The sequence below is a fragment of the Haemophilus sp. HMSC61B11 genome (genome assembly GCF_001838615.1).
Lineage (GTDB): Bacteria > Pseudomonadota > Gammaproteobacteria > Enterobacterales > Pasteurellaceae > Haemophilus_D > Haemophilus_D parainfluenzae_AD.
This window is the reverse complement of record NZ_KV837957.1, coordinates 193216-212601: the sequence shown is the minus strand read 5'-3', so window position 1 is coordinate 212601 and position 19386 is coordinate 193216. Positions and strand designations below refer to the sequence as shown.

Annotated in this window: 16 protein-coding genes; 4 read left to right on the top strand and 12 right to left on the bottom strand. The window is 40.1% G+C overall.

The window, feature by feature from the left end; genetic code table 11:
• Positions 1-208: 208 nt before the first annotated feature.
• The 6 genes from HMPREF3263_RS02785 to glyQ all read right to left on the bottom strand — a co-directional run bounded on the left by HMPREF3263_RS02785 (position 209) and on the right by glyQ (position 8641).
• Positions 209-574 (bottom strand): endonuclease domain-containing protein, encoded by a 366-nt coding sequence (locus HMPREF3263_RS02785; RefSeq protein ID WP_005698005.1) that lies wholly within the window; start codon positions 572-574, stop codon positions 209-211.
• A gap of 5 nt (positions 575-579) precedes the next feature.
• Positions 580-1845, bottom strand: a complete 1266-nt coding sequence (locus HMPREF3263_RS02780) for a histidine-type phosphatase (protein ID WP_005698019.1) — start codon at positions 1843-1845, stop codon at positions 580-582.
• Positions 1846-1991: 146 nt separating this feature from the next.
• A complete protein-coding gene (locus tag HMPREF3263_RS02775; RefSeq protein WP_070852935.1) occupies positions 1992-6707 on the bottom strand; it encodes a S6 family peptidase in 4716 nt (1571 codons plus the stop codon).
• Between the two features lie 61 nt (positions 6708-6768).
• Positions 6769-7029, bottom strand: a complete 261-nt coding sequence (locus HMPREF3263_RS02770; protein ID WP_049371714.1) for a hypothetical protein — start codon at positions 7027-7029, stop codon at positions 6769-6771.
• On the bottom strand, positions 7029-7679 hold the full coding sequence (locus tag HMPREF3263_RS02765) for an FABP family protein (RefSeq protein ID WP_049371715.1): 651 nt from the start codon (positions 7677-7679) through the stop codon (positions 7029-7031). The genes HMPREF3263_RS02770 and HMPREF3263_RS02765 overlap by 1 nt, the downstream gene beginning before the upstream one ends.
• A gap of 53 nt (positions 7680-7732) precedes the next feature.
• Positions 7733-8641 carry a glycine--tRNA ligase subunit alpha gene (glyQ, locus tag HMPREF3263_RS02760; RefSeq protein WP_005695296.1) on the bottom strand — a complete coding sequence of 303 codons (909 nt, stop codon included), beginning with the start codon at positions 8639-8641 and terminating at the stop codon, positions 7733-7735.
• Between the two features lie 227 nt (positions 8642-8868).
• Here glyQ and HMPREF3263_RS02755 point away from each other — a divergent pair, with 227 nt between their 5' ends.
• From HMPREF3263_RS02755 to HMPREF3263_RS02740, 4 genes are all read left to right on the top strand, one after another.
• Entirely contained in the window at positions 8869-10791 is a 1923-nt protein-coding gene (locus tag HMPREF3263_RS02755; RefSeq protein ID WP_049371716.1) for a TonB-dependent receptor plug domain-containing protein, read from the top strand.
• Between the two features lie 73 nt (positions 10792-10864).
• The gene (locus HMPREF3263_RS02750; protein WP_049371718.1) at positions 10865-11650 is read left to right on the top strand and encodes a TroA family protein; all 786 of its coding nucleotides are present in this window, start codon (positions 10865-10867) and stop codon (positions 11648-11650) included.
• Positions 11651-11693: 43 nt separating this feature from the next.
• The gene (locus HMPREF3263_RS02745; protein ID WP_049371720.1) at positions 11694-12671 is read left to right on the top strand and encodes a FecCD family ABC transporter permease; all 978 of its coding nucleotides are present in this window, start codon (positions 11694-11696) and stop codon (positions 12669-12671) included.
• Positions 12664-13395 (top strand): ABC transporter ATP-binding protein, encoded by a 732-nt coding sequence (locus HMPREF3263_RS02740; protein ID WP_049371723.1) that lies wholly within the window; start codon positions 12664-12666, stop codon positions 13393-13395. The genes HMPREF3263_RS02745 and HMPREF3263_RS02740 overlap by 8 nt, the downstream gene beginning before the upstream one ends.
• A gap of 48 nt (positions 13396-13443) precedes the next feature.
• On the opposite strand, the gene ndk is transcribed toward HMPREF3263_RS02740, so the two are convergent.
• From ndk to HMPREF3263_RS02710, 6 genes are read right to left on the bottom strand one after another with little or no spacing between them, the layout of a single operon-like run.
• On the bottom strand, positions 13444-13863 hold the full coding sequence (gene ndk / locus HMPREF3263_RS02735) for a nucleoside-diphosphate kinase (RefSeq protein ID WP_049371725.1): 420 nt from the start codon (positions 13861-13863) through the stop codon (positions 13444-13446).
• Positions 13864-13873: 10 nt separating this feature from the next.
• Positions 13874-15175, bottom strand: coding sequence for an aminopeptidase PepB (pepB, locus tag HMPREF3263_RS02730; RefSeq protein ID WP_070852934.1), 1302 nt, complete (start codon positions 15173-15175; stop codon positions 13874-13876).
• An 18-nt stretch (positions 15176-15193) separates the two neighbouring features.
• Complete coding sequence (gene rfbB, locus HMPREF3263_RS02725; protein ID WP_049371728.1) at positions 15194-16204, bottom strand: dTDP-glucose 4,6-dehydratase; 1011 nt, start codon at positions 16202-16204, stop codon at positions 15194-15196.
• Positions 16204-17619, bottom strand: coding sequence for an undecaprenyl-phosphate galactose phosphotransferase WbaP (gene wbaP / locus HMPREF3263_RS02720; protein ID WP_049371730.1), 1416 nt, complete (start codon positions 17617-17619; stop codon positions 16204-16206). The genes rfbB and wbaP overlap by 1 nt, the downstream gene beginning before the upstream one ends.
• A 10-nt stretch (positions 17620-17629) precedes the next feature.
• Positions 17630-18397, bottom strand: coding sequence for a DUF4422 domain-containing protein (locus tag HMPREF3263_RS02715; RefSeq protein WP_049371732.1), 768 nt, complete (start codon positions 18395-18397; stop codon positions 17630-17632).
• Between the two features lies 1 nt (position 18398).
• Positions 18399-19328 (bottom strand): glycosyltransferase family 2 protein, encoded by a 930-nt coding sequence (locus HMPREF3263_RS02710; RefSeq protein ID WP_049371734.1) that lies wholly within the window; start codon positions 19326-19328, stop codon positions 18399-18401.
• Positions 19329-19386: the final 58 nt, after the last annotated feature.

Genomic DNA, 19386 nt, shown 5'->3' with positions numbered 1-19386 from the left:
CTCCCCTACCCCTCTTTGCTAAAGAGGGGATTGGATCTTTGGCGAGTTAAATATTTATGTTCTACTTTAACGTTTTTTAAAAGCAGATAATTTAATCTCTATTGAAATTAAAATGTAAATGAGACAGTTACTATCAATTTACTCAAGAATTCCCCTCTTTAGCAAAGAGGGGTAGGGGAGATTTGGCAGAGCTACTTAACGCTCATACTCAATCAGCCCTTACATTCTCTAAAAACAAATAAATCTGCTCTACTACACTTTCAATTTCACTCATGACCTCATCATTGCTAAATCGCATCACCGTAAAACCAAGTGAATTTAATTCTGCATCTCGCAATGCGTCTTTTTCCTGATAATCAGGCTCATAGTGCTGACTACCATCTAATTCGATAATCAGCTTTGCTTTCGCACAATAAAAATCAACGATATAACTTAAAAGTGGCTTTTGTCGATTAAATCGAAATCCTAATAATTGATCTCGATTGATGCGTTGCCATAATTTTCTTTCCGCATCAGTTTGATCCACTCGCAATTTCTGCGAATTCTCTTTTAAGTATTTTTCATAGGGTTGCATGAACGCTATTTCTTACCGTTTTCAATACTCTCCCTCAAAACCTGTTGAAAACGCTCGTAATCACAAAAGCCATTTTCATCTTTTTCACAGCCTTTGAGGGTTAATGCTGTTTGGTTTGGTGGTGTTGCTAAGCTTAGCGGTGTGATGTTAATCAGTTGTTCTGTGCTTTGATAAACATAATCCAACTTAAATTTTAACTTACCGCTCGGTTTATGCCTCCACACTTCAAACAACAACTTGCCACCGATTGGAATATTTTCCAATGAATCATTCAATTCATAAGGCTCAACGCCTAGTGCTGCAAGCAGAGCGACGATATTCGAATCATGTCCAACCAATAAGTTAATTTTATTTTTGCTATTTAGCTGTTGCTGAATAAATGCCAATAACGGATATGAAGCATTTTGAGCTAACGCTTCGTTATTTTTAAATAAAGTGCGGTAATATTCGTTTTTAATTTCGTTAATCGCACGCCATTTTTCTTGGCTATCCACACGACCGTTTGCGATTTCTGCATCAGGTTTGCCCACATAATGCGCTAGCAATAATGCGCTGACAATTTTCTTTCCTGTGCTGATCGAGCCGGTAATTTTAACCGACTTACCATCTTTTATGCTGTATTCGCCTAGTTTCCCACCTAAATCACATTCACCTTTTTGCAAGCAGTTTGGTGAATTTTTGTAATCAATTATCTCACTTAACAGTGCATAATTCGGAGCAAGTTTTTGCTGTAACGCATTTAAATCTACTTTGCTTTTTGCAGATTCAATTAAGGCTTTACTTGGATTATGCGCTTGGGTGTTAAAAATCGGATCTTTTTCTGAACCTATTTTTCCGTGGTGTTGTAATTGCACATTACAACCTGCAAAAGCGCCAGCCACAATTGCTTGCCCTGTTGCAATGGTTCGTTGCACGCCATTGGCATAAGCAAAAATGCCTTCACCTGATGCACAACGTCCTGTGGTTAATAACCCTTTGTCCGCAAGCCATTGGCCTAAATATTGCCCAAAGTAAGTTTCCAGTACTGTGCCTTTTGCGGTGAGATAACCTGATGGCACATCCCATTTTGCCCACGCATACGGCGAATATTTTGCCATTTCTTGTGGGTCTTTTTCCACTGGTGAGCGTAACCCATGGCGGCTGAAAATTAAGACTTTCTCGAGTTCATAATCTGCACTTGCTGCATTTTGATGATTTTCTGTTGCGAATACACTGCTTACAACGACTGAGCTGAGTAAAAGTGCGGTTAAAGTTTGGGACACTTTCTTCATTTAACTTTTATCCTTTTTCAACTGACTACCCTGTATACTTCAGACCAGAATAGATGTTTGTAGTTTCCTACACTATCACAAAAAATAAGTTCAAAATATTCATATTTAATGAAATGAATACCTATATTTACCTCATTTATAACGTGTTACCAACGATAGCCCACTTTCAAACCAATATGATATTGTTTATCTAGTTGTTTACCACGACTTTTTCCTGCATAAGTCGCAATCTGCCAACTAGCAAAATCCGTAGTGACCCCAATTTCCTGTTGCCAGTAACGATCAAAATGTTGTGTTAACTGTGATTGATTAACTTGCATTGCTATCTTGGAATCAGATGCATCGACGTAACTCAACGTCAATGCCGGTCGGATAGTAACGCCTGCCCACGGCATAAAGGCATAATCCACCGTTACACCGGCATGATAAGCATTAAAGCTCATTTTCGGAGAATGCACATTAACTCCGGCATAAGTGTAACTATCGGCAGAAATATAATAACGATGAATGCCAACATGTGGTCGGATGGCCAGTTTATCTAAATTCAGTTGATAACCCAAGCCCATGCCAATTGTTGCGATGCGACGTTTTATTTTGGCATTTTGAGATTCACCACGAATTTCACCCGCACTTAAACCATATCCTGCATCGGCAGAGATGTTTAAGCCATTTTCAAAATCATATTTAGCAAAAGCAGACAGCATATTTAAGCGGCCTTTGCTACTAATGTTGTCATCAAAAGCATTGCTTGCTCGAGAATGAGAGAACAACAAGCCTAAGCGGTGATTTGTATCAATATGTTGCACACCAACTTGTGTCAAACGTGCTTTTTGTTGATACGCACGGAACTCATCAGCATCATAATTGCTGGAAGAATATAACGTATTTGCCCAAATATTGGTGTTGTTCTCAGACACTAAATGTTTGTTTAATGCATCTTGCGCCAATAACGCACTATTCACGCTCGCCGATAATTCGGATAACGCGCTGTTAGCATAACGGCTAATCAATTCTTTTTGTTTTTTGACCGCACTTTCTTGTTCCAACGCTTTACGCTGTGCATCTAAACGAGCCTGTTCTTCTGCCTTGCGTTTTTCTTCTGCTAATCGAGCGGCTTCATCAGCTTTACGTTTTTCTTCCGCTAAACGTGCCGCTTCTTCCGCTTTGCGTTTTTCCTCTGCTAAACGTGCCGCTTCTTCTGCTTTGCGTTTTTCTTCGGCTAGACGAATGGCTTCTTCTGCTTTACGTTTTTCTTCTGCTAGACGTGCTGCTTCTTCCGCTTTACGTTTCTCTTCGGCTAAACGAGCCGCTTCGTCCGCTTTACGTTTTTCTTCCGCCAAACGTGCAGCTTCGTCGGCTTTACGTTTTTCTTCCGCTAAACGTGCTGCTTCTTCCGCCTTGCGTTTTTCTTCAGCGAGACGTGCGGCTTCGTCCGCCTTACGTTTTTCTTCCGCTAAACGAGCCGCTTCTTCCGCTTTACGTTTTTCTTCCGCTAAGCGAGCCGCTTCTTCCGCCTTGCGTTTTTCTTCGGCTAGACGAATCGCTTCTTCTGCTTTACGTTTTTCTTCGGCTAGACGTGCCGCTTCTTCCGCTTTGCGTTTTTCTTCGGCTAGACGAATCGCTTCTTCCGCTTTTCGTTTTTCTTCCGCTAGACGTGCCTGTTCAGCAAGCTCTTGTTCTTTTTTCGGATTGTATAAACGGTAATCATTGTTAAAATTCTTTAATTCATAACGATATGTACCTACATCAACAGTACCATTAGCTAAAGACACTTGTACCGATTCTATCTGCTGGGCAGCGTTTTTTAAAGTAAGTAAACTGAGCTGTTGTAAGGTTTGTGGCTCTTTTCCGCTATTGTTTACATTCAACACAAAATTGCCCTTAGCAACACCATTAACTTCCACATGCTCACCCAAATGATGCTCAAGATAAGTACGGTAATTAAATGAACCGTTTCCATTAAGATCGCCCAAAACTCTTAAGGTGTTGAAAGATCGAGAATTCATACTAGAGTTTAAGGTAACTTGGCTGTTATCTAACGCTAAATGACCTACAGTTGAACTACCAGATAAAACCCAGTTGGTCTGATTAGTTAACATCACACGGCTATTTGCAGAACCGTTGATGTTATGACTAAACGTTGTGTTGTTTAAATTTAATTCGGCTTGCTCGGAAAGGATTACATTGCCTTTTAAGTTTGCTGCATTCACTAACGCCTTGGAATGATCTTTTAAACGTAACGCGCCGTTTTGTGTGGCGTTATTAGCCAGTTGATATTGAGCCTGGTTTGCAACCGAAACATCACCACTTAAAGTCGCGTTATTTACCAACGCATTAGCTTCATTGCCTAACATCAATGATCCTGTTTGTACAGCTCCATCAATTAAGCGATATTGGCTGCGTTGACTTGACGCTGTATTACCGTTGAGTTTTGCACCAACTACCGTAGCCTGAGCAGTATCACTTAAGGTTAAATTGCCATTTTGGGTGGCATTATTAGCGAGTTGATATTGTGCTTGGTTTGTAACTGAAACATCGCCTATTAGCGTTGCGTTATCCACACGAGCAGTGGCGTTATCACTTAAACGTAAAGCTCCCGTTTGGATTGCACCGTGGATTAGACTGTATTGACTATTTGCCGTCAACTCTACATTACCCACCATATCAGCAAGACCTTGAACGGACAATGTTGCCTTGTCAGACACATTGAAATTACCATTGATTTTACTGCGTTCAATGCTGGAAAAAACTTTATCGGACAAGGTTTGATTGGCGCATTTCGTCAGCCCCGTCCAGTCAGAACGGGCACAAATGAAATTCGCCTGTTTGTCGGTAACACCCAATATGGCATTGGCATTGTTGCTTAATTGCCAATCGCCGTTTATCGCAGAAACGTTTCTAGAAACGACCGCACTTCCACCGTTAATGATGTATTTTTCCGCTTTAAAGGTACGACTTAGCCAGTCATCGTCAATCACTACTTCCCCTTGCGGACGGCCAATTAATGCCGGTCGGTTTTGGTGGTTATAGGCATGAGGCGTTGGGCGACCACTAAAGACCAAAGTACCGTTTTCTTGCGTAATATTGCCGTTTAAGTTGGCTCCGCCTGACAATAGAAAAACGCTGTCCGTGTGCGTAGGTTGATAATCGATATTTAATCGACCGTTGTGAAGTGTGGCATTGGTTTCACCAAACCAGCCGTTAAACGCCGTGGCTTTAGATTGATTAATGTTCTTTTCATTATTAATTTGCGCATTACCACGAATCGTGATGGTTGCGGCTGTGTCTTTGTTATGATTGACAATTTGCGCGCCTTCATCTGTGTTTTGAATACGATTAAAGGTAAGCGAATGACCGTTGAGATCTAAACGACCGCCACGGAAGCCGAAATAAATATTATTCGGAGTGACTTGGTCGGCACTTTCTAATTTCACCGTAGGGCGACCGCTCACAATACCTAGTTGATTAAAGGCCTGTTTTTTGCCTTGCTCATCCGCTTGTTGATTTAAAACGACAACACCGTCCCCCACGCTGATGTCACCAAGGTTTTCGCCTTTACCGTTGACCAATAACGTGCCTTGCCCAATTTTAGACAAACGATCGCCTGCCGGATTTTTGACTCTCCACGTCACCGTACTGCCTTCACTTACTGAAACACCTGCGCCTTTCCAAGTTTCATCGGTGCTAGGCTGTACCACAAAATCGCCTTCAAAGGTCAGCCCACCAGCACCCTGATCGATATTATTTTTCAGGGTTATCGTGCCGTTTTCCATATTCCCAAAGTAAATATTCTTACCGTGATGAAGTGCCGGCATATAAGGGTTTGGGCCACCATATCCAAAAAATTCATCTCTGCCGGAAGAAGGCAGGCTGTAATTGGCAAGCGGTGTGTTTGTGACAACTCTGCTACCTTTGGTTAATTTACCGCTGCCGTTGCCGTCTGCTGTCCAGTCATAAGAAGCTGATGTAAAGTCAAAAACCGTCATCAAATCACCGGCAATGATCTCATCTAAATAATTCTTACGTGCAATTTGATAGGTATTTTCTTTTCCTTGATAAGGGTGTCCACTACGCAATACGCCGTTTATCAGCCATTTTCCTGCCGTTTTATCATAAATAAACATCGGTGAACCACTGTCACCGCTAGAACCTGAAATCGGTAACGGGCCATATTGATTTGGATGACGCACATCACCACTTAAACTGACCTCACCATTGTTCGCCCAACCTTGCATAAAGGTATTGCCTGCGGTGAGGTAGTTATACGCCATGGCAATATGATTGCCATTGTCATTATCATCACGCAAAAATTGCCAGCCGCTACCAATTCGCACCCGCATTGGATACTTTTCTAAATCTCCATAGGTGCTACCCTGCATATTTGACACCATTTCTATTGGTGCAGCTTCTGTGACGAATTTGGCTAATCGAGGGTTATGGTAGTCGGTCATGTAAGGGTGAGTGCGGTCGTTTTTATAATTATTTCGTTTAACGATGTTATAACCGAATCGGTGCTGATCGGGGTTATTGCCTTCCATGCCAAAATCAACATTTCGATAGCCCACGTTATGCGCCACACTGACGATATATTGATCGCCTACAAGCGCCGCCACACCATTACGACTGACCACCGAAAAATCCATCATCGGCGCATTTTGCATCATAGTGCCGATAGATTCGCCTTTTTTATTCACTACCGCAATATTTTGCGCACCGGGAGTAAATTTGCCTTTATTCTCAGCAAAATCACGGAAATATTGATAATCCACGCCGGAATAAACTTGTCCGGCGAAGACCATTGGGCTTAGGTTCAACGCCACAAACGCAGCAATGAACTTAGGTTTGAGAGTTGTTTTTTGCATAAAATTGGTTCAAATAAAAGTAAATGGTATAGACCGCTTATACTTAGGTATTATTTTAATATCAAATAAAGATTTTTTTTAATTTAGATTCATCTAAAATAACACGATCTCCCTCTAACAATAATGCTGGGAAGCCCGCATAGCCTTGTGCTTTTGCATCATCAAATGCGGCGTGACGATCACGCAAACGCAACCATTGTTTCAAATTCGGGATGGAAGATAGTACTTCCACTGCCTCATAATCCACGTCCAAGCGTTTTAACTCTGCGACAAATGGCGCAGTATCAGGGCAATCTGCTGCATAATAAAGGATAGGTTTCATTATTCACCTCCTTGTTCTGCTGCCGCAGTTGGATTTAATTTCGGGTCAGCAATTTTCGTTAAACGGTTACGATCGCGATGTTCAAATGGCGCATCATAATTCGGGATAATCATGGTTGTGGTTTGATCATATGACCAAGAGCCATCATCATGGAATTTTACCGTCATTTCAAAACTTTCCGTGGTAAATGAACGCTCTAAGAACGGATTCGAAATGATACCGTTTGTTAGTGAACCTCGTACTGCTTTTACAGTAAACTCTTTCGCATCAGCCGGTGCATTACCGACAGCAATAAACGTTTGGCCTCGTGGAATGCTGCCAGTTAATAAAATATTGCCTGTTTCAGGTTCCCATAACCAATAACCCACTTGGTCGTGGAATGTTTCCACTTCGCCTGGTTGTACAATATGGGTGTGATAGCGTAATCCATAATAGAGTTGCGGACCATTGGTTTGCGCATCGGTTGGATGGGCTTCGTAACGTTCGATATAAGGATCTTTTTCTGGCCCTTCTGCTTTCGGGTTGATATCCACACCACGCTTACCTTCCCAAACACCCGCTAATCTAGCTAATGGGCCTAAATTCGCGAGTGTATTAGGATCAGTTTCTGCTTCCGTGTAGATATCGTCTGGGTATTGAAAATCTTTCATTATTTTCTCCTTATATCGTTGGGTTAATGCTTAAAGTGCGGTCGTTTTTCGCCTTATTTTTTACAACCTGGGAAACCTAAGGCTTCACGGCTTGCATAGTATGCTTCCGCCACGCCTTTGGTTAATGCACGAATGCGTAAAATATAGCGTTGACGCTCTGTGACCGAAATCGCTTTGCGTGCATCTAACAAGTTGAAGCTATGTGCCGCTTTTAAAATGCGCTCATAAGCCGGTAATGGTAACGGACGTTCTAATTCCAATAAGCTTTTCGCTTCTTTTTCGTATTGATCGAAGCAGTAGAATAAGAAATCGGTATCCGCGTATTCAAAGTTGTAAGTCGATTGCTCCACTTCGTTTTGATGGAACACATCGCCGTAAGTGGTTTTGCCAAGTGGACCATCAGACCAAACTAAGTCATACACAGAATCCACACCTTGAATGTACATGGCTAAACGCTCTAAACCGTAGGTGACTTCACCTGTTACCGGTTTACATTCTAAGCCACCTACTTGTTGGAAATAGGTAAATTGGGTCACTTCCATACCGTTTAACCACACTTCCCAGCCTAACCCCCAAGCACCTAAAGTTGGGTTTTCCCAGTTATCTTCCACGAAACGGATATCGTTTTGTGTTGGATCAAAACCGAGCATTTCAAGGGAACCTAAATAGAGTTCTTGAATGTTATCTGGAGACGGTTTAATCACCACTTGGAATTGATAGTAATGTTGTAAACGGTTTGGGTTTTCGCCATAACGACCATCGGTCGGACGACGTGAAGGTTGCACATAAGCAAATGCCATCGGCTCTGGGCCTAATGCGCGTAATGCAGTCATTGGGTGAGAAGTACCTGCGCCCACTTCCATATCAAAAGGTTGCACAACGGTACAGCCTTGATTTGCCCAATATTCTTGCAAGGCTAAAATCATGCCTTGGAATGTTTTTACGTTGAATTTTGTACTCATAATTTTTTTAATAACAATGTGATGAAAAATACAGGCATTATACTTGAAACTATAAGGCGGATAAAGGCGAAAAAGTGCGGTCAGAAAAATCCTTAAATTTTTTATTTCTCTTAAATTTCATTCATTTTCATGATGAGTTATTTTCATCATGATAGGTTTGCTTGCCAAGCCTCAAATGTGTAAACTGCTGGCGCTTTTATACAGACTTTTATCCTAGGGATTTTAAAATGAAAAAAAATGTGATTACTTCAGCGATTTTATTAGCGATTCCAGCATTAGCGGCGGCTGAAGACGTGGCAAAATTAGATGTGATTAACGTCTATTCTGCATCAGCCACCCCAACTAGCCTTCATCAAACCGCCTCATCTGTTACTGTTTTAACTGAAAAAGATTTTGCACAACGTGGTGCGACTTATGTCAGTGACGTATTGAAAACGGTACCGAGTTTAGCCGTGAGTACTTCAGGCGGTCGTGGCACATTAACTAATGTATTCTTACGTGGTGCGGATGCAAACCACACTGCAGTGATTATTGATGGCGTGAAAGTGAACCCAGTTTCTGGTTATGGCTTTGATTTCGGTGGCTTAGCATTAAGCAATATTGACCGCATCGAAGTATTGCGCGGGGAGCAATCCGCTCTTTGGGGAAGTGATGCGATGGGTGGTGTGATTTATATCACCACGAAGAAAGGCCTAGAAAAAGGCAAAACCTTCAACGTTGATTACGATTTCGGTACAGGCTCTAACCGCACAGTGGATGGTTCATTAACCCTTTCAGGCTCTAACAATAACTTCTATTATGCTTTACACGGTGACAGCCACCACACTAAAGGCATTTCAGCACTCAGCAAAAACCGCTTTAACTACACTGCGCAAGATGGCACAGCTGTAAATACCGGTGGTTCAAGCGAACGCGATAAATTCCACCGTGATAATGCTTCTCTTCGTTTGGGCTATGACGATAACCAAAAAGGTTTTGATTTCTTAACCTCTCACAGCAGCCAAACTGCTAACTTTGATAACAGTGCAACGGATGAAAAAGGCCACTATACCCGCACACGTGATACCTTATTCAAATTAAGCGGTTTCTTAGGTAATGACGATCAATTGCTTAAACACAAGGTTGGTGTAAGCCATCTCAAAACTGACAGCAATACCGTTGGCTACACATCGGCTTACGATGCGAAAAAACTCAATGCAAACTATCAATTAGATGTAAATTTCGATCGTGAAGGCACTCTCACGCAAGGTTTAAGCTTCTTAACTGACTATCAAAAAACAGATTTCAACTCATCTTATTTCAACAATGCTGGCAATAAAAAACTTGTTGAGAAAAGCTTAGCGGCAGAATATCGCTTATTGCACGATGCAGATCATAGTTTAAATATTAGTGGTCGTTACACTGATAGCTCTGAATACGAAAATTCATGGACTGGCCGTATCGCAGGCGCTTACCGTTTACACAATAACGTGAAAGCACACGCAAGTTTCGGTTCAGCAATTCAAAACCCAACGATCACTGAATATTACGGTTACAATGCGCGCTATATCGGCAACCCGAATTTACAACCTGAGAAAAGTTTAGGTGGCGATGTTGGTTTCTTATTTGAAACTAATGATAATCGTCATAGCTTTGATGTGACTTATTTCGCTCGCAACGTGAAAAATGCAATTAGCAGCGAAGTAATCAACTTTACCACTTATGCAAGCCGTGCCGTAAACCTTGAAGGTAAGAGCAAAGTGAAAGGTGTTGAAGTGGCTTACAACGGTAAAATCACCGATGCATTAACTGCTTATGCTAACTACACCTACACGCAAACCCGAGATAGCAAAGGTGCTGAATTAGCACGTCGTCCAAAACATTTGGTGAACGCGGGCTTAGCATACCAAATCACTGAAAAATTAGGTGCGGATGTAAATGTATCTTACACAGGCAAACGCATGGATACCTACTATTCACCGACTTACAGCACGCATAAAGTGAAATTGCCATCTTACACCTTGGCAAACTTAGGCGTGAACTATAAAGTGGCGGATAGCTTGACGATTTATGCAAATCTTAACAACGTATTCAATAAAAAATATGAAAACGTACTTGGCTATGGCCAAGAAGGACGTAATGTTTACGTTGGATTGAAAGGATCGTTCTAATTATTACTCACCAATAAGGGCGTGCTAAGCACGCCTTTTTACATTATTGATGACGTAGCGTATCATTATCTATATGCAAAAAACTCGCTTAATTTTAACCGCACTTTGTCTTCCGTTTACCGCACAGGCTTCGGAACAATTTGTCTCGCTTACGCTTTGCAGCGACAGACTGCTTATAGAACTTGCTGAGCCTTCGCAAATTGCTGCACAGTCGCCTTATTCAAAAAAACCATTGATGATGTTAGACAAAATCAATACCGATAAACCTGTGCTGCAACCGCAATTAACGGAATTATTGCCCTATTTGGATAAAACGATTCTGATTAACGAAACCTTTTATCCACAATTAGTCGCAGAGCTGAAAAAACTCAATGTGAAGATTATTCCCATTAACGACAGCCCACAAACGCCAGATGAATTATTTACGTTGATTCTAGACTTAGGCAAACAACTGGGTAATGAACAAAAGGCGGCAGATTTAGTAACAAAACTCAAATCGCAAAACTTTCACTTAAATAGACCACTTACTGATACACTGATTTTGTCGGAAACAGGTGTGGTAGAGAGTTACTATCCGCAATATCCCGTGCTGTTAAATTTGCTCGGATTAACGCCACTAAAAACACCACTTACCGCACAAAATTTCTCATTAGAAAAAGTGATTTTAAGCCAACCAAATGTGCTCATTTCACTGACAGACAAACAAGGTTACAATGCGCAAGCCGAATTACTGCACCACCCTATGTTGCAAGATTTTTTCAAAAACCAACCGCTTGTCAGCATTCCGATGAAATATACCTATTGCTTTGATCACGGCGTGTGGCAAGGGGCGGAGAAGATTTATGAGCAGTTAAAATAATGTAGCTGACAAATGATATTTGGATTACATAGGAAATTGATCATTGACCAAAACACTAAAATTAAATACCGCACTTTTCTTCGCGTTGCTGTTGATTAGCGGCTTTGCGATTTATCATCAGCTAGGCGACTTTGCCCATCTCAAAAATGCGGATGGCATTCTTACTGACATGCGTTCGATGGTGCTGTGGGATATTCGTTTTCCGCGCATTGGTTTGGCTTTATTGACGGGTGCTAGCCTAGCGATTGCCGGCAATGCGATGCAAGGTATTTTCCAAAATCCATTAGCAAGTCCGGGCTTGCTTGGCAGTAGCTCTGGGGCAACAGCGGCTAGTGTATTTATCCTCTATTATTTTGCCGTGCCATTTTCACTGCTCTTAGCCGGTGGTGTGATTGGCGCGCTTTTAAGTTTTTTAATCGTGTATTTGATCGCCAAAAACTACGGCACCACAATGATGATTCTAAGCGGCTTGGCGGTCAATATGTTGCTTGGTTCAGCAATTGCATTATTACTCTCCAACGCGGAAAGCCCATGGGCATTAGCCGAACTTTATCGTTGGCTACAAGGCTCATTGATGTGGGCTAAATTAGATACCCTGCTCATTTCACTCCCGATTGTTCTCGCAGGGATTTTCTGCTTATACCTCACTCGCCGATATTTAGATTTACTCACCTTTGGTGAAGAAACGGCGAGTACCATGGGCGTTGATCCGAAACGTAGCTTTTTTATCACTACCTTTGGTGTGGCTTTATTAGTTGGGGCGACCATTCCACAGACCGGTACTATTGGCTTTATCGGCTTAATCGCGCCACACTTCGCCCGTATTTTACTGAAAGCTCGCCCATCACAACTTTATCTCACCAGCGCGTTAATTGGGGCTTTACTGCTCTTATTGGCTGATTTGGCGATTTTATATATCCCACTATTTTCACATATTTACATCGGTACATTGACCGCACTTATCGGTGCCCCTTGCTTGATTTGGATGTTATTAACGCAACAGAGAAAAATCTATGATTAGAATTGAAAAACTCACCCAATCCTATTGCTTAAATGACATCAACTGTACGCTTCCATCAGGTAAATTGATTGGCATTATGGGTGCCAATGGTGCGGGGAAATCTACCTTATTAAAAACCATTGCGGGCATCTTGCCCCTCAAACAAGGAGAAATCTGGTTTGATGCTCAGCCATTAAGTAAGATGAACGCGACTGAAAAAAGCCAACACATTGCTTACCTCGCACAGAATACACAAATTCATTGGGATTTATCCGTTTATGATGTGATTGCATTAGGCTTAGCAGATCCACTACCAAAAGAAAAAGAGCGGTCAAAAATTCAAGCGTTTTCAGAAAAATTTGCGGTAACTCATTTACTCGATAAGCCATTTCAACAACTTTCTGGAGGCGAAAAAGCACGAGTACAACTTGCTCGTTGCAGTATTAAAGAATCCCCCGTTTTATTGGTCGATGAGCCGATTGCGCCACTCGACCCTTATTATCAAATTGATATGATGGAACAGCTTAAATCACTCACACCACAACACACATGCATCGTTGCAATTCATCACCTTTCATTGGCTTATCAATTTTGTGATGAAATTATTCTATTAGAACAAGGCAAATTGTTAGCAGTCGGTGAAACGCAAGCCGTATTAAATGCGGAAAATTTGGCGAAAGCCTTTCATATTCGTGCTGAGATTGATCCTCTGGAAAAGACTATCTCAAAAATTGAAAAGCAATAAAAATAAAAGCACTTAGCGATTCACTAAGTGCTTTTTTATAGAAATGAATTACGGTTGGATTTCTGAATCTACGAAGAAATAAGCAATTTCTCGTTTTGCGCTTTCAATGCTATCAGAACCATGAACAGAGTTTTCACGCTGGCTTAACGCGAAGTCTTTACGGATAGTACCTTCTGCCGCCTCAGCTGGATTCGTTGAACCAATCAAAGTGCGGTAATCTTTTACGGCATTTTCTTTTTCCAATACAGAAACCACTATCGGGCCAGAGAGCATATACTCCACCAACGGGTCAAAAAATGGTTTACCTTGATGTTCTGCATAGAAACCTTCCGCCTGTTCTTTGGTTAATTGCACCATTTTAAGGGAAACGACACGGAATCCCTGTGATTCAAAACGTCCTAAAATAGCACCAATTAAATTACGCTTTACTGCATCGGGTTTGATAATTGAAAAAGTACGTTCTGTCATAAAATCCTACTTAACTTGCTTTCGTTACTAATAAATTTGCTAAAGTTTTCACACCAATTCCAGTTGCACCAACCGCCCATAAATCACTACCTGATTTACGATAAGTGGCCGAACAATCAATATGCAACCAACATTGTTGATAGTTCTTCACAAAATACGATAAAAATGCTGTTGCAGTACTTGCCCCCGCCACAACTGGTGCTGTACCTGTATTTGCGATATCAGCAAAAGAAGACGTGATTTGGCTACGATGAAACGCTTCAAAAGGTAAACGCCAGAATGGTTCATTTTCTTCTTTGGCGGCTTGAAATAAGCTATTTACTAACGCATCATCCATAGAAAGTACACTGTGGTAATCATTACCGACAGCGACTTTCGCCGCACCGGTTAAGGTTGCACAATCGACAATAAATTGTGGATTTTGACTATCGGCTTCAATTAAGCCATCCGCCAATACTAAACGACCTTCCGCATCAGTATTTAGAATTTCAGCGGTTACACCATTTTTATACGTGATGATATCACCCAATTTAAACGCATTACCACTCACCAAGTTTTCCGCACAGCATAGATAGAGTTTTACACGTTGATTTAAACCGTGCGCAATAGCAAATCCTAGCGCGCCTGTTAATAACGCAGCGCCGCCCATATCAGTACGCATAGTGCTCATGCCATCACTTGGTTTGATGCTGTAACCACCACTGTCAAAAGTAATACCTTTACCCACTAGACAGGCTAATACGGGCGCATTTGGATCATTAGTTGGGTTAAAATCTAATTGCAACATAGCTGGTGGATTAACAGAACCTCGACCCACAGTAAAGATCCCATGGTAACCTTGCTCTTTTAACGCTTCGCCAGAAATGATTTGAAAACTGACCGCACTTTTATCGGCATAACTTTCGGCTTGTTTAGAAATAAACTCAGCCGCGCGTTCAGCTAATTTAACCGGCGTAAGGGTTTGTGCCGGTTCATTAATAATGCCACGCACAAAATCACCGCACTCGATACGAGCTAATAATTCATCTTGTGGCTCATCATCTAAATGAGGAAATTCAACAGAATAATCTTGCTTCGCCGAGTAAAAACCTTGATAAAATGCCCAGCAATTTTCTAATTCCCATGCATCCCCCACAAGTTCAACGTCTTTAATGCCTTGCCCACGTAACTTACGTGCGGCTTTTTGGACTAAAACAAGGTTCGATTTTTCATCATATTTAAGATGAATAACGGCTTGATCTTGATTAAAACTTAAAATGGCATTTTTGCCCCAACTCTCCGAAGAGGGAGTAGTTGATAATGTAATTTGCATGAGGTTCTTCTCCTTTATTTATCTATTATTCTCTAGGTACCATTTTACCGTCTGACGAAGTCCTTGTTCAAAGGTTATTTGCGGTTGCCAACCTAATTCTGCATGAATTTTAGAACAATCTAATGAATATCGTACATCGTGACCTGGTCGGTCTTTTACAAAAGTAATTAAATCTTCGTAATACTTAATGTGATTAGGCTTATTTGGCACCAGTTCTTCGAGTAGTTCACAAATCATTTTAACTACTTCAAGGTTCGTTTTTTCACAATTTCCACCAATATTATAACTTTCCCCGACTCGACCTTTTGTCAAAACTAAATATAAGGCTTGAACATGATCTTCCACAAATAACCAATCACGAATTTGCCGCCCATCACCATAAATAGGCAAAGGCTTTCCCATCACAGCATTTGAAATCATTAAAGGGATAAGCTTTTCAGCGTGTTGATAAGCCCCATAGTTATTGGAACTGTTTGTGATAATCACCGGCAAACCATAAGTGCGATGCCAAGCGTGCACCAAATGGTCACTCGCTGCTTTTGAGGCTGAATAAGGGCTACTCGGATGATAAGGGGAATGTTCAGTAAAGGGCGGTTCAGAAAAGGATAAATCCCCATACACTTCATCTGTAGAAATATGGTGGAATCGAAAGGCAGATTTTTTAGCCTCATCTAAGGTATGCCAATAATTCTTAGCAACCTCTAACAATGTATAAGTACCAACAATATTGGTTTGAATAAAATCAGCTGCTCCCAAAATAGAACGATCGACATGGCTTTCTGCCGCCAAATGCATCACTGCATCAGGCTGATATTTGTTAAAAATACGTTCTAGAGCCTTAAGATCACAAATATCAACTTTTTCAAAGACATAACGAGGATTATTTCCTACTTCTTCTAATGCTGATTGATTTGCGGCATAGGTCAGCTTATCAATATTGATAACGGAATCTTGAGTGTTATTAATAATATATCGAATAAGGGCGGAACCGATGAAACCTGAACCGCCAGTGATGAGGATTCGCTTCATTAATAGGCCCCAGTTTTCTTACAAACCACTTTAGCAGTTTTAAGTAAGATCACAATATCATTCCATAAAGACCAGTTTTTAGCATACCAAGTATCGAAATAAACTCGCGTATCATAGCTCACATTATTTCTCCCACTTACCTGCCATAAACCTGTCATTCCTGGTTTTGCCATAAGATAATAATCCACATCTTCCTGGTAATAAGGTAGTTCATCCTTCACTATTGGACGAGGCCCAACTAAACTCATGTCACCTTTAAGCACATTCCAAAGCTGCGGCAGTTCATCTAAGCTTCTAGCCCTTAACCATCTGCCTATTGGTGTAATGCGTGGATCATCTTTAAGTTTGAAGTCTTTTTCCCATTCTAATCTAGCACTCTCATCCGTTGCCAAAATCTTTTCTAACACTTCATCTGAATTATTCACCATTGTTCGAAACTTCAAACATTTGAATTTCTTTTTGTGCTGACCAATTCTTGAATGCTCGTATATGAAATTACCGCCATCTCTTGTGATTATAAAATATAAAGGAATACAAAATGGTAACAATAAAAGTAAGAGAAAAGATGAACCTAAGATATCAAAGGTTCTTTTAACAATCTTAGATGAACGTTTTGCTAAATTATTATTTACTCTAAAAAGCACCATTTCCTGGCTAAATAAAAAAGACATATCCGTGCCATAAAGTGGAATACCTCGAAAATCAGGAATTACTGAAATAGAACGGCATCCTTTACGAATTAAATAACGTAACCAAAAATCTTGCTTAACTTTATTTTCTTCATCAATCGCCAGAATAAACTGAGTAAATTCGGGTGAAACCAATTTCATTAGCAGCTCAGGGTTATGGCACATGACAGGAATACCTTCAAGAAACTCTGAATGGCAATCTTCTGTTGTCACAAACAATTTTATGTCGAATCCTAAATACGATTCATCATTTAAAGCATTAAATACCTCTTTAGCATTTTTCCCATTGCCAATAATAATAGTTTCTTTTAGATACATTCCGCTTTTTATCAAAAACTTTTTTACAAGAATCCGGAAAAAAGGAAGTCCGACAAAGATACAAAGCCAAGTTACAGACCAGAAATAACGGGAAACATATAGACGAGAAAAGGCAACAATCGCCAATTCAATAATGAAAAGAATCAATAAGGTACAGATAATTTCTTTTAATTCAAACCAAAATGGTTTACGGTAAGTATAGTGCCGTAATCGTATCCAAAACCACAACACACCAACGAAAGATACACAGGCATGAATCAATATATAGGCATTAAATTCTTCTAAAGGAAAATAAAAACGACCGCCACGAGTGATATCTAACACTTCATAAGCAATAAATAATGAACTAAAAAGTATTAAAAAATCAGTAGCTAACAAAATAAATTTACACCACGTAATTTTATGCATAGTGAAATCCTTATCTTAAAAATTTGCGTTTTAATAAATTGATTGCTTTTTTTAACAAATTCTCGCCTTCCAAATTAACTACCGGAATTTCACAAAACGTTAACTGATGATAAACCAACCAAACATTGAATAGGCGCTCGGCAATAAAACCAAATACTCTTTTTTGGTAGCTATCATACTGGGTTATATCTATTCGCCTTTCTAATTCAAATAAAATAGGGAAAAGCCATTCACAGTATTCTGATGCCTTCTCTGATGACATGACAAACATATTATAAATATGAATCTTTCGACCTTGCATAATTGCATCAAAGCTCGTTATATACTCAGGATGCAATTCAGAAATAATTTCCCTTGTGCAATTCAGATCCTTAACATGATGGGCATGTTGGTAGTGAGAATAAATTGATTCAATAAAATAATTCCGTTTTCGCGGTAAAATTACATCATATTTCTCTAAAATGGTTAACAGCTCTGACTCTGAAGCAATTTGTTTTTTCTTCAAATCTAATGCTTTCCCCGCAAAATAGCGGCGATAATGTACTAAGCCTACATATTCATTATTTTCAAATACACCGTTTTTCCAAGCCCAATAAAGCCCGGTAAGTTCACAAAAACCACTGTTTTTCTCCGCAATATTTATACCTGAATTATCTTGGTAAAAGCCCTCATTTTTTAGAGCATTTGCACGCTTCCCTACAAATATAGGACGATAGCATGCAGAAGTTGGAAACTCATAGTCTTTATGCGTAATCACTAATACAGTAAGCTTCTGCATATTATTTCAAGTAATCCTTATGATGAGAGAAATCACCATTAAGCCCATGCCCCATTGCACGCCAAGTAAATAGCAAACGAGAAAGACTTGGTTGAGTAAATGCATAAAACCAGGTCGTTTTAACAAAAAAAGCTAGTGCATAAATAAACCCTTTATGCTTGGCAAAAGTAGCGATTGTATTACGACAAAAACAATATTGTTTTAAATCTGAATGTGCATTATTAAACCGTAATTTACCAAAAAACATTGGTTCTGATATTGAGCTTGCTATTGGATGATAAAATAATGCATCAATCACTGTCAAAATATTGGCACGGTATGCCTCTGCACGCATTGTATATTCTCTCTCATCTCCCCAAATAAAGTATTCCTGCATAGGAAATCCCATTTGTTGGACAAGATCTCTTCCGATTAATGTACCATTAAAAGGCAATACTGTATCCTTAATTTGATTATCTATTTTTAAAGACTGAGGAATATCAGAGTAATGATCGAGTACTTGCAAACTATTTGGTAAACGTAAGCTAAAACTTAGTTTATCTTTGCCTCCACAATCAATCACTATCGGACCTATATAACAATTCTCAGTTGTGTAAGGTAAGAGTTTTTCCAAACATGTTTCAGCTGGAAATCCATCATCATCCATTAACCAAATATAATCAAAACCTTGTTCAAACGCATACTTGATTCCCTCATGGAATCCACCTGCCCCTCCCATATTTTCGGGCAAGGTAATCAAAGTAAAAGCATCATTATTTGTCCAACCATGCTCACCTAAAAAATCGGCTGTACCATCAGTACTGGCATTATCAATCACCACAATATGAGATAAAGAGTGGGTTTGAGCTTTCAGTGCATTTAAGCAATTTAATAATAATGCCTTGCGGTTAAACGTCACAACCACTGCACAAATTGATTTTTCAATATGCATAATTGACTCAAATTTATTTAAACAAAAGCCATACACGAAATCGTATATGGCTTTATTT

Bases quoted from the DNA above. Each gene is read 5' to 3' on its own strand.
- HMPREF3263_RS02785 (WP_005698005.1), bottom strand. From the start codon at position 574: ATGCAACCCTATGAAAAATACTTAAAAGAGAATTCGCAGAAATTGCGA.
- HMPREF3263_RS02780 (WP_005698019.1), bottom strand. From the start codon at position 1,845: ATGAAGAAAGTGTCCCAAACTTTAACCGCACTTTTACTCAGCTCAGTC.
- HMPREF3263_RS02775 (WP_070852935.1), bottom strand. From the start codon at position 6,707: ATGCAAAAAACAACTCTCAAACCTAAGTTCATTGCTGCGTTTGTGGCG.
- HMPREF3263_RS02770 (WP_049371714.1), bottom strand. From the start codon at position 7,029: ATGAAACCTATCCTTTATTATGCAGCAGATTGCCCTGATACTGCGCCA.
- HMPREF3263_RS02765 (WP_049371715.1), bottom strand. From the start codon at position 7,679: ATGAAAGATTTTCAATACCCAGACGATATCTACACGGAAGCAGAAACT.
- glyQ (WP_005695296.1), bottom strand. From the start codon at position 8,641: ATGAGTACAAAATTCAACGTAAAAACATTCCAAGGCATGATTTTAGCC.
- HMPREF3263_RS02755 (WP_049371716.1), top strand. From the start codon at position 8,869: ATGAAAAAAAATGTGATTACTTCAGCGATTTTATTAGCGATTCCAGCA.
- HMPREF3263_RS02750 (WP_049371718.1), top strand. From the start codon at position 10,865: ATGCAAAAAACTCGCTTAATTTTAACCGCACTTTGTCTTCCGTTTACC.
- HMPREF3263_RS02740 (WP_049371723.1), top strand. From the start codon at position 12,664: ATGATTAGAATTGAAAAACTCACCCAATCCTATTGCTTAAATGACATC.
- ndk (WP_049371725.1), bottom strand. From the start codon at position 13,863: ATGACAGAACGTACTTTTTCAATTATCAAACCCGATGCAGTAAAGCGT.
- pepB (WP_070852934.1), bottom strand. From the start codon at position 15,175: ATGCAAATTACATTATCAACTACTCCCTCTTCGGAGAGTTGGGGCAAA.
- rfbB (WP_049371728.1), bottom strand. From the start codon at position 16,204: ATGAAGCGAATCCTCATCACTGGCGGTTCAGGTTTCATCGGTTCCGCC.
- wbaP (WP_049371730.1), bottom strand. From the start codon at position 17,619: ATGCATAAAATTACGTGGTGTAAATTTATTTTGTTAGCTACTGATTTT.
- HMPREF3263_RS02715 (WP_049371732.1), bottom strand. From the start codon at position 18,397: ATGCAGAAGCTTACTGTATTAGTGATTACGCATAAAGACTATGAGTTT.
- HMPREF3263_RS02710 (WP_049371734.1), bottom strand. From the start codon at position 19,328: ATGCATATTGAAAAATCAATTTGTGCAGTGGTTGTGACGTTTAACCGC.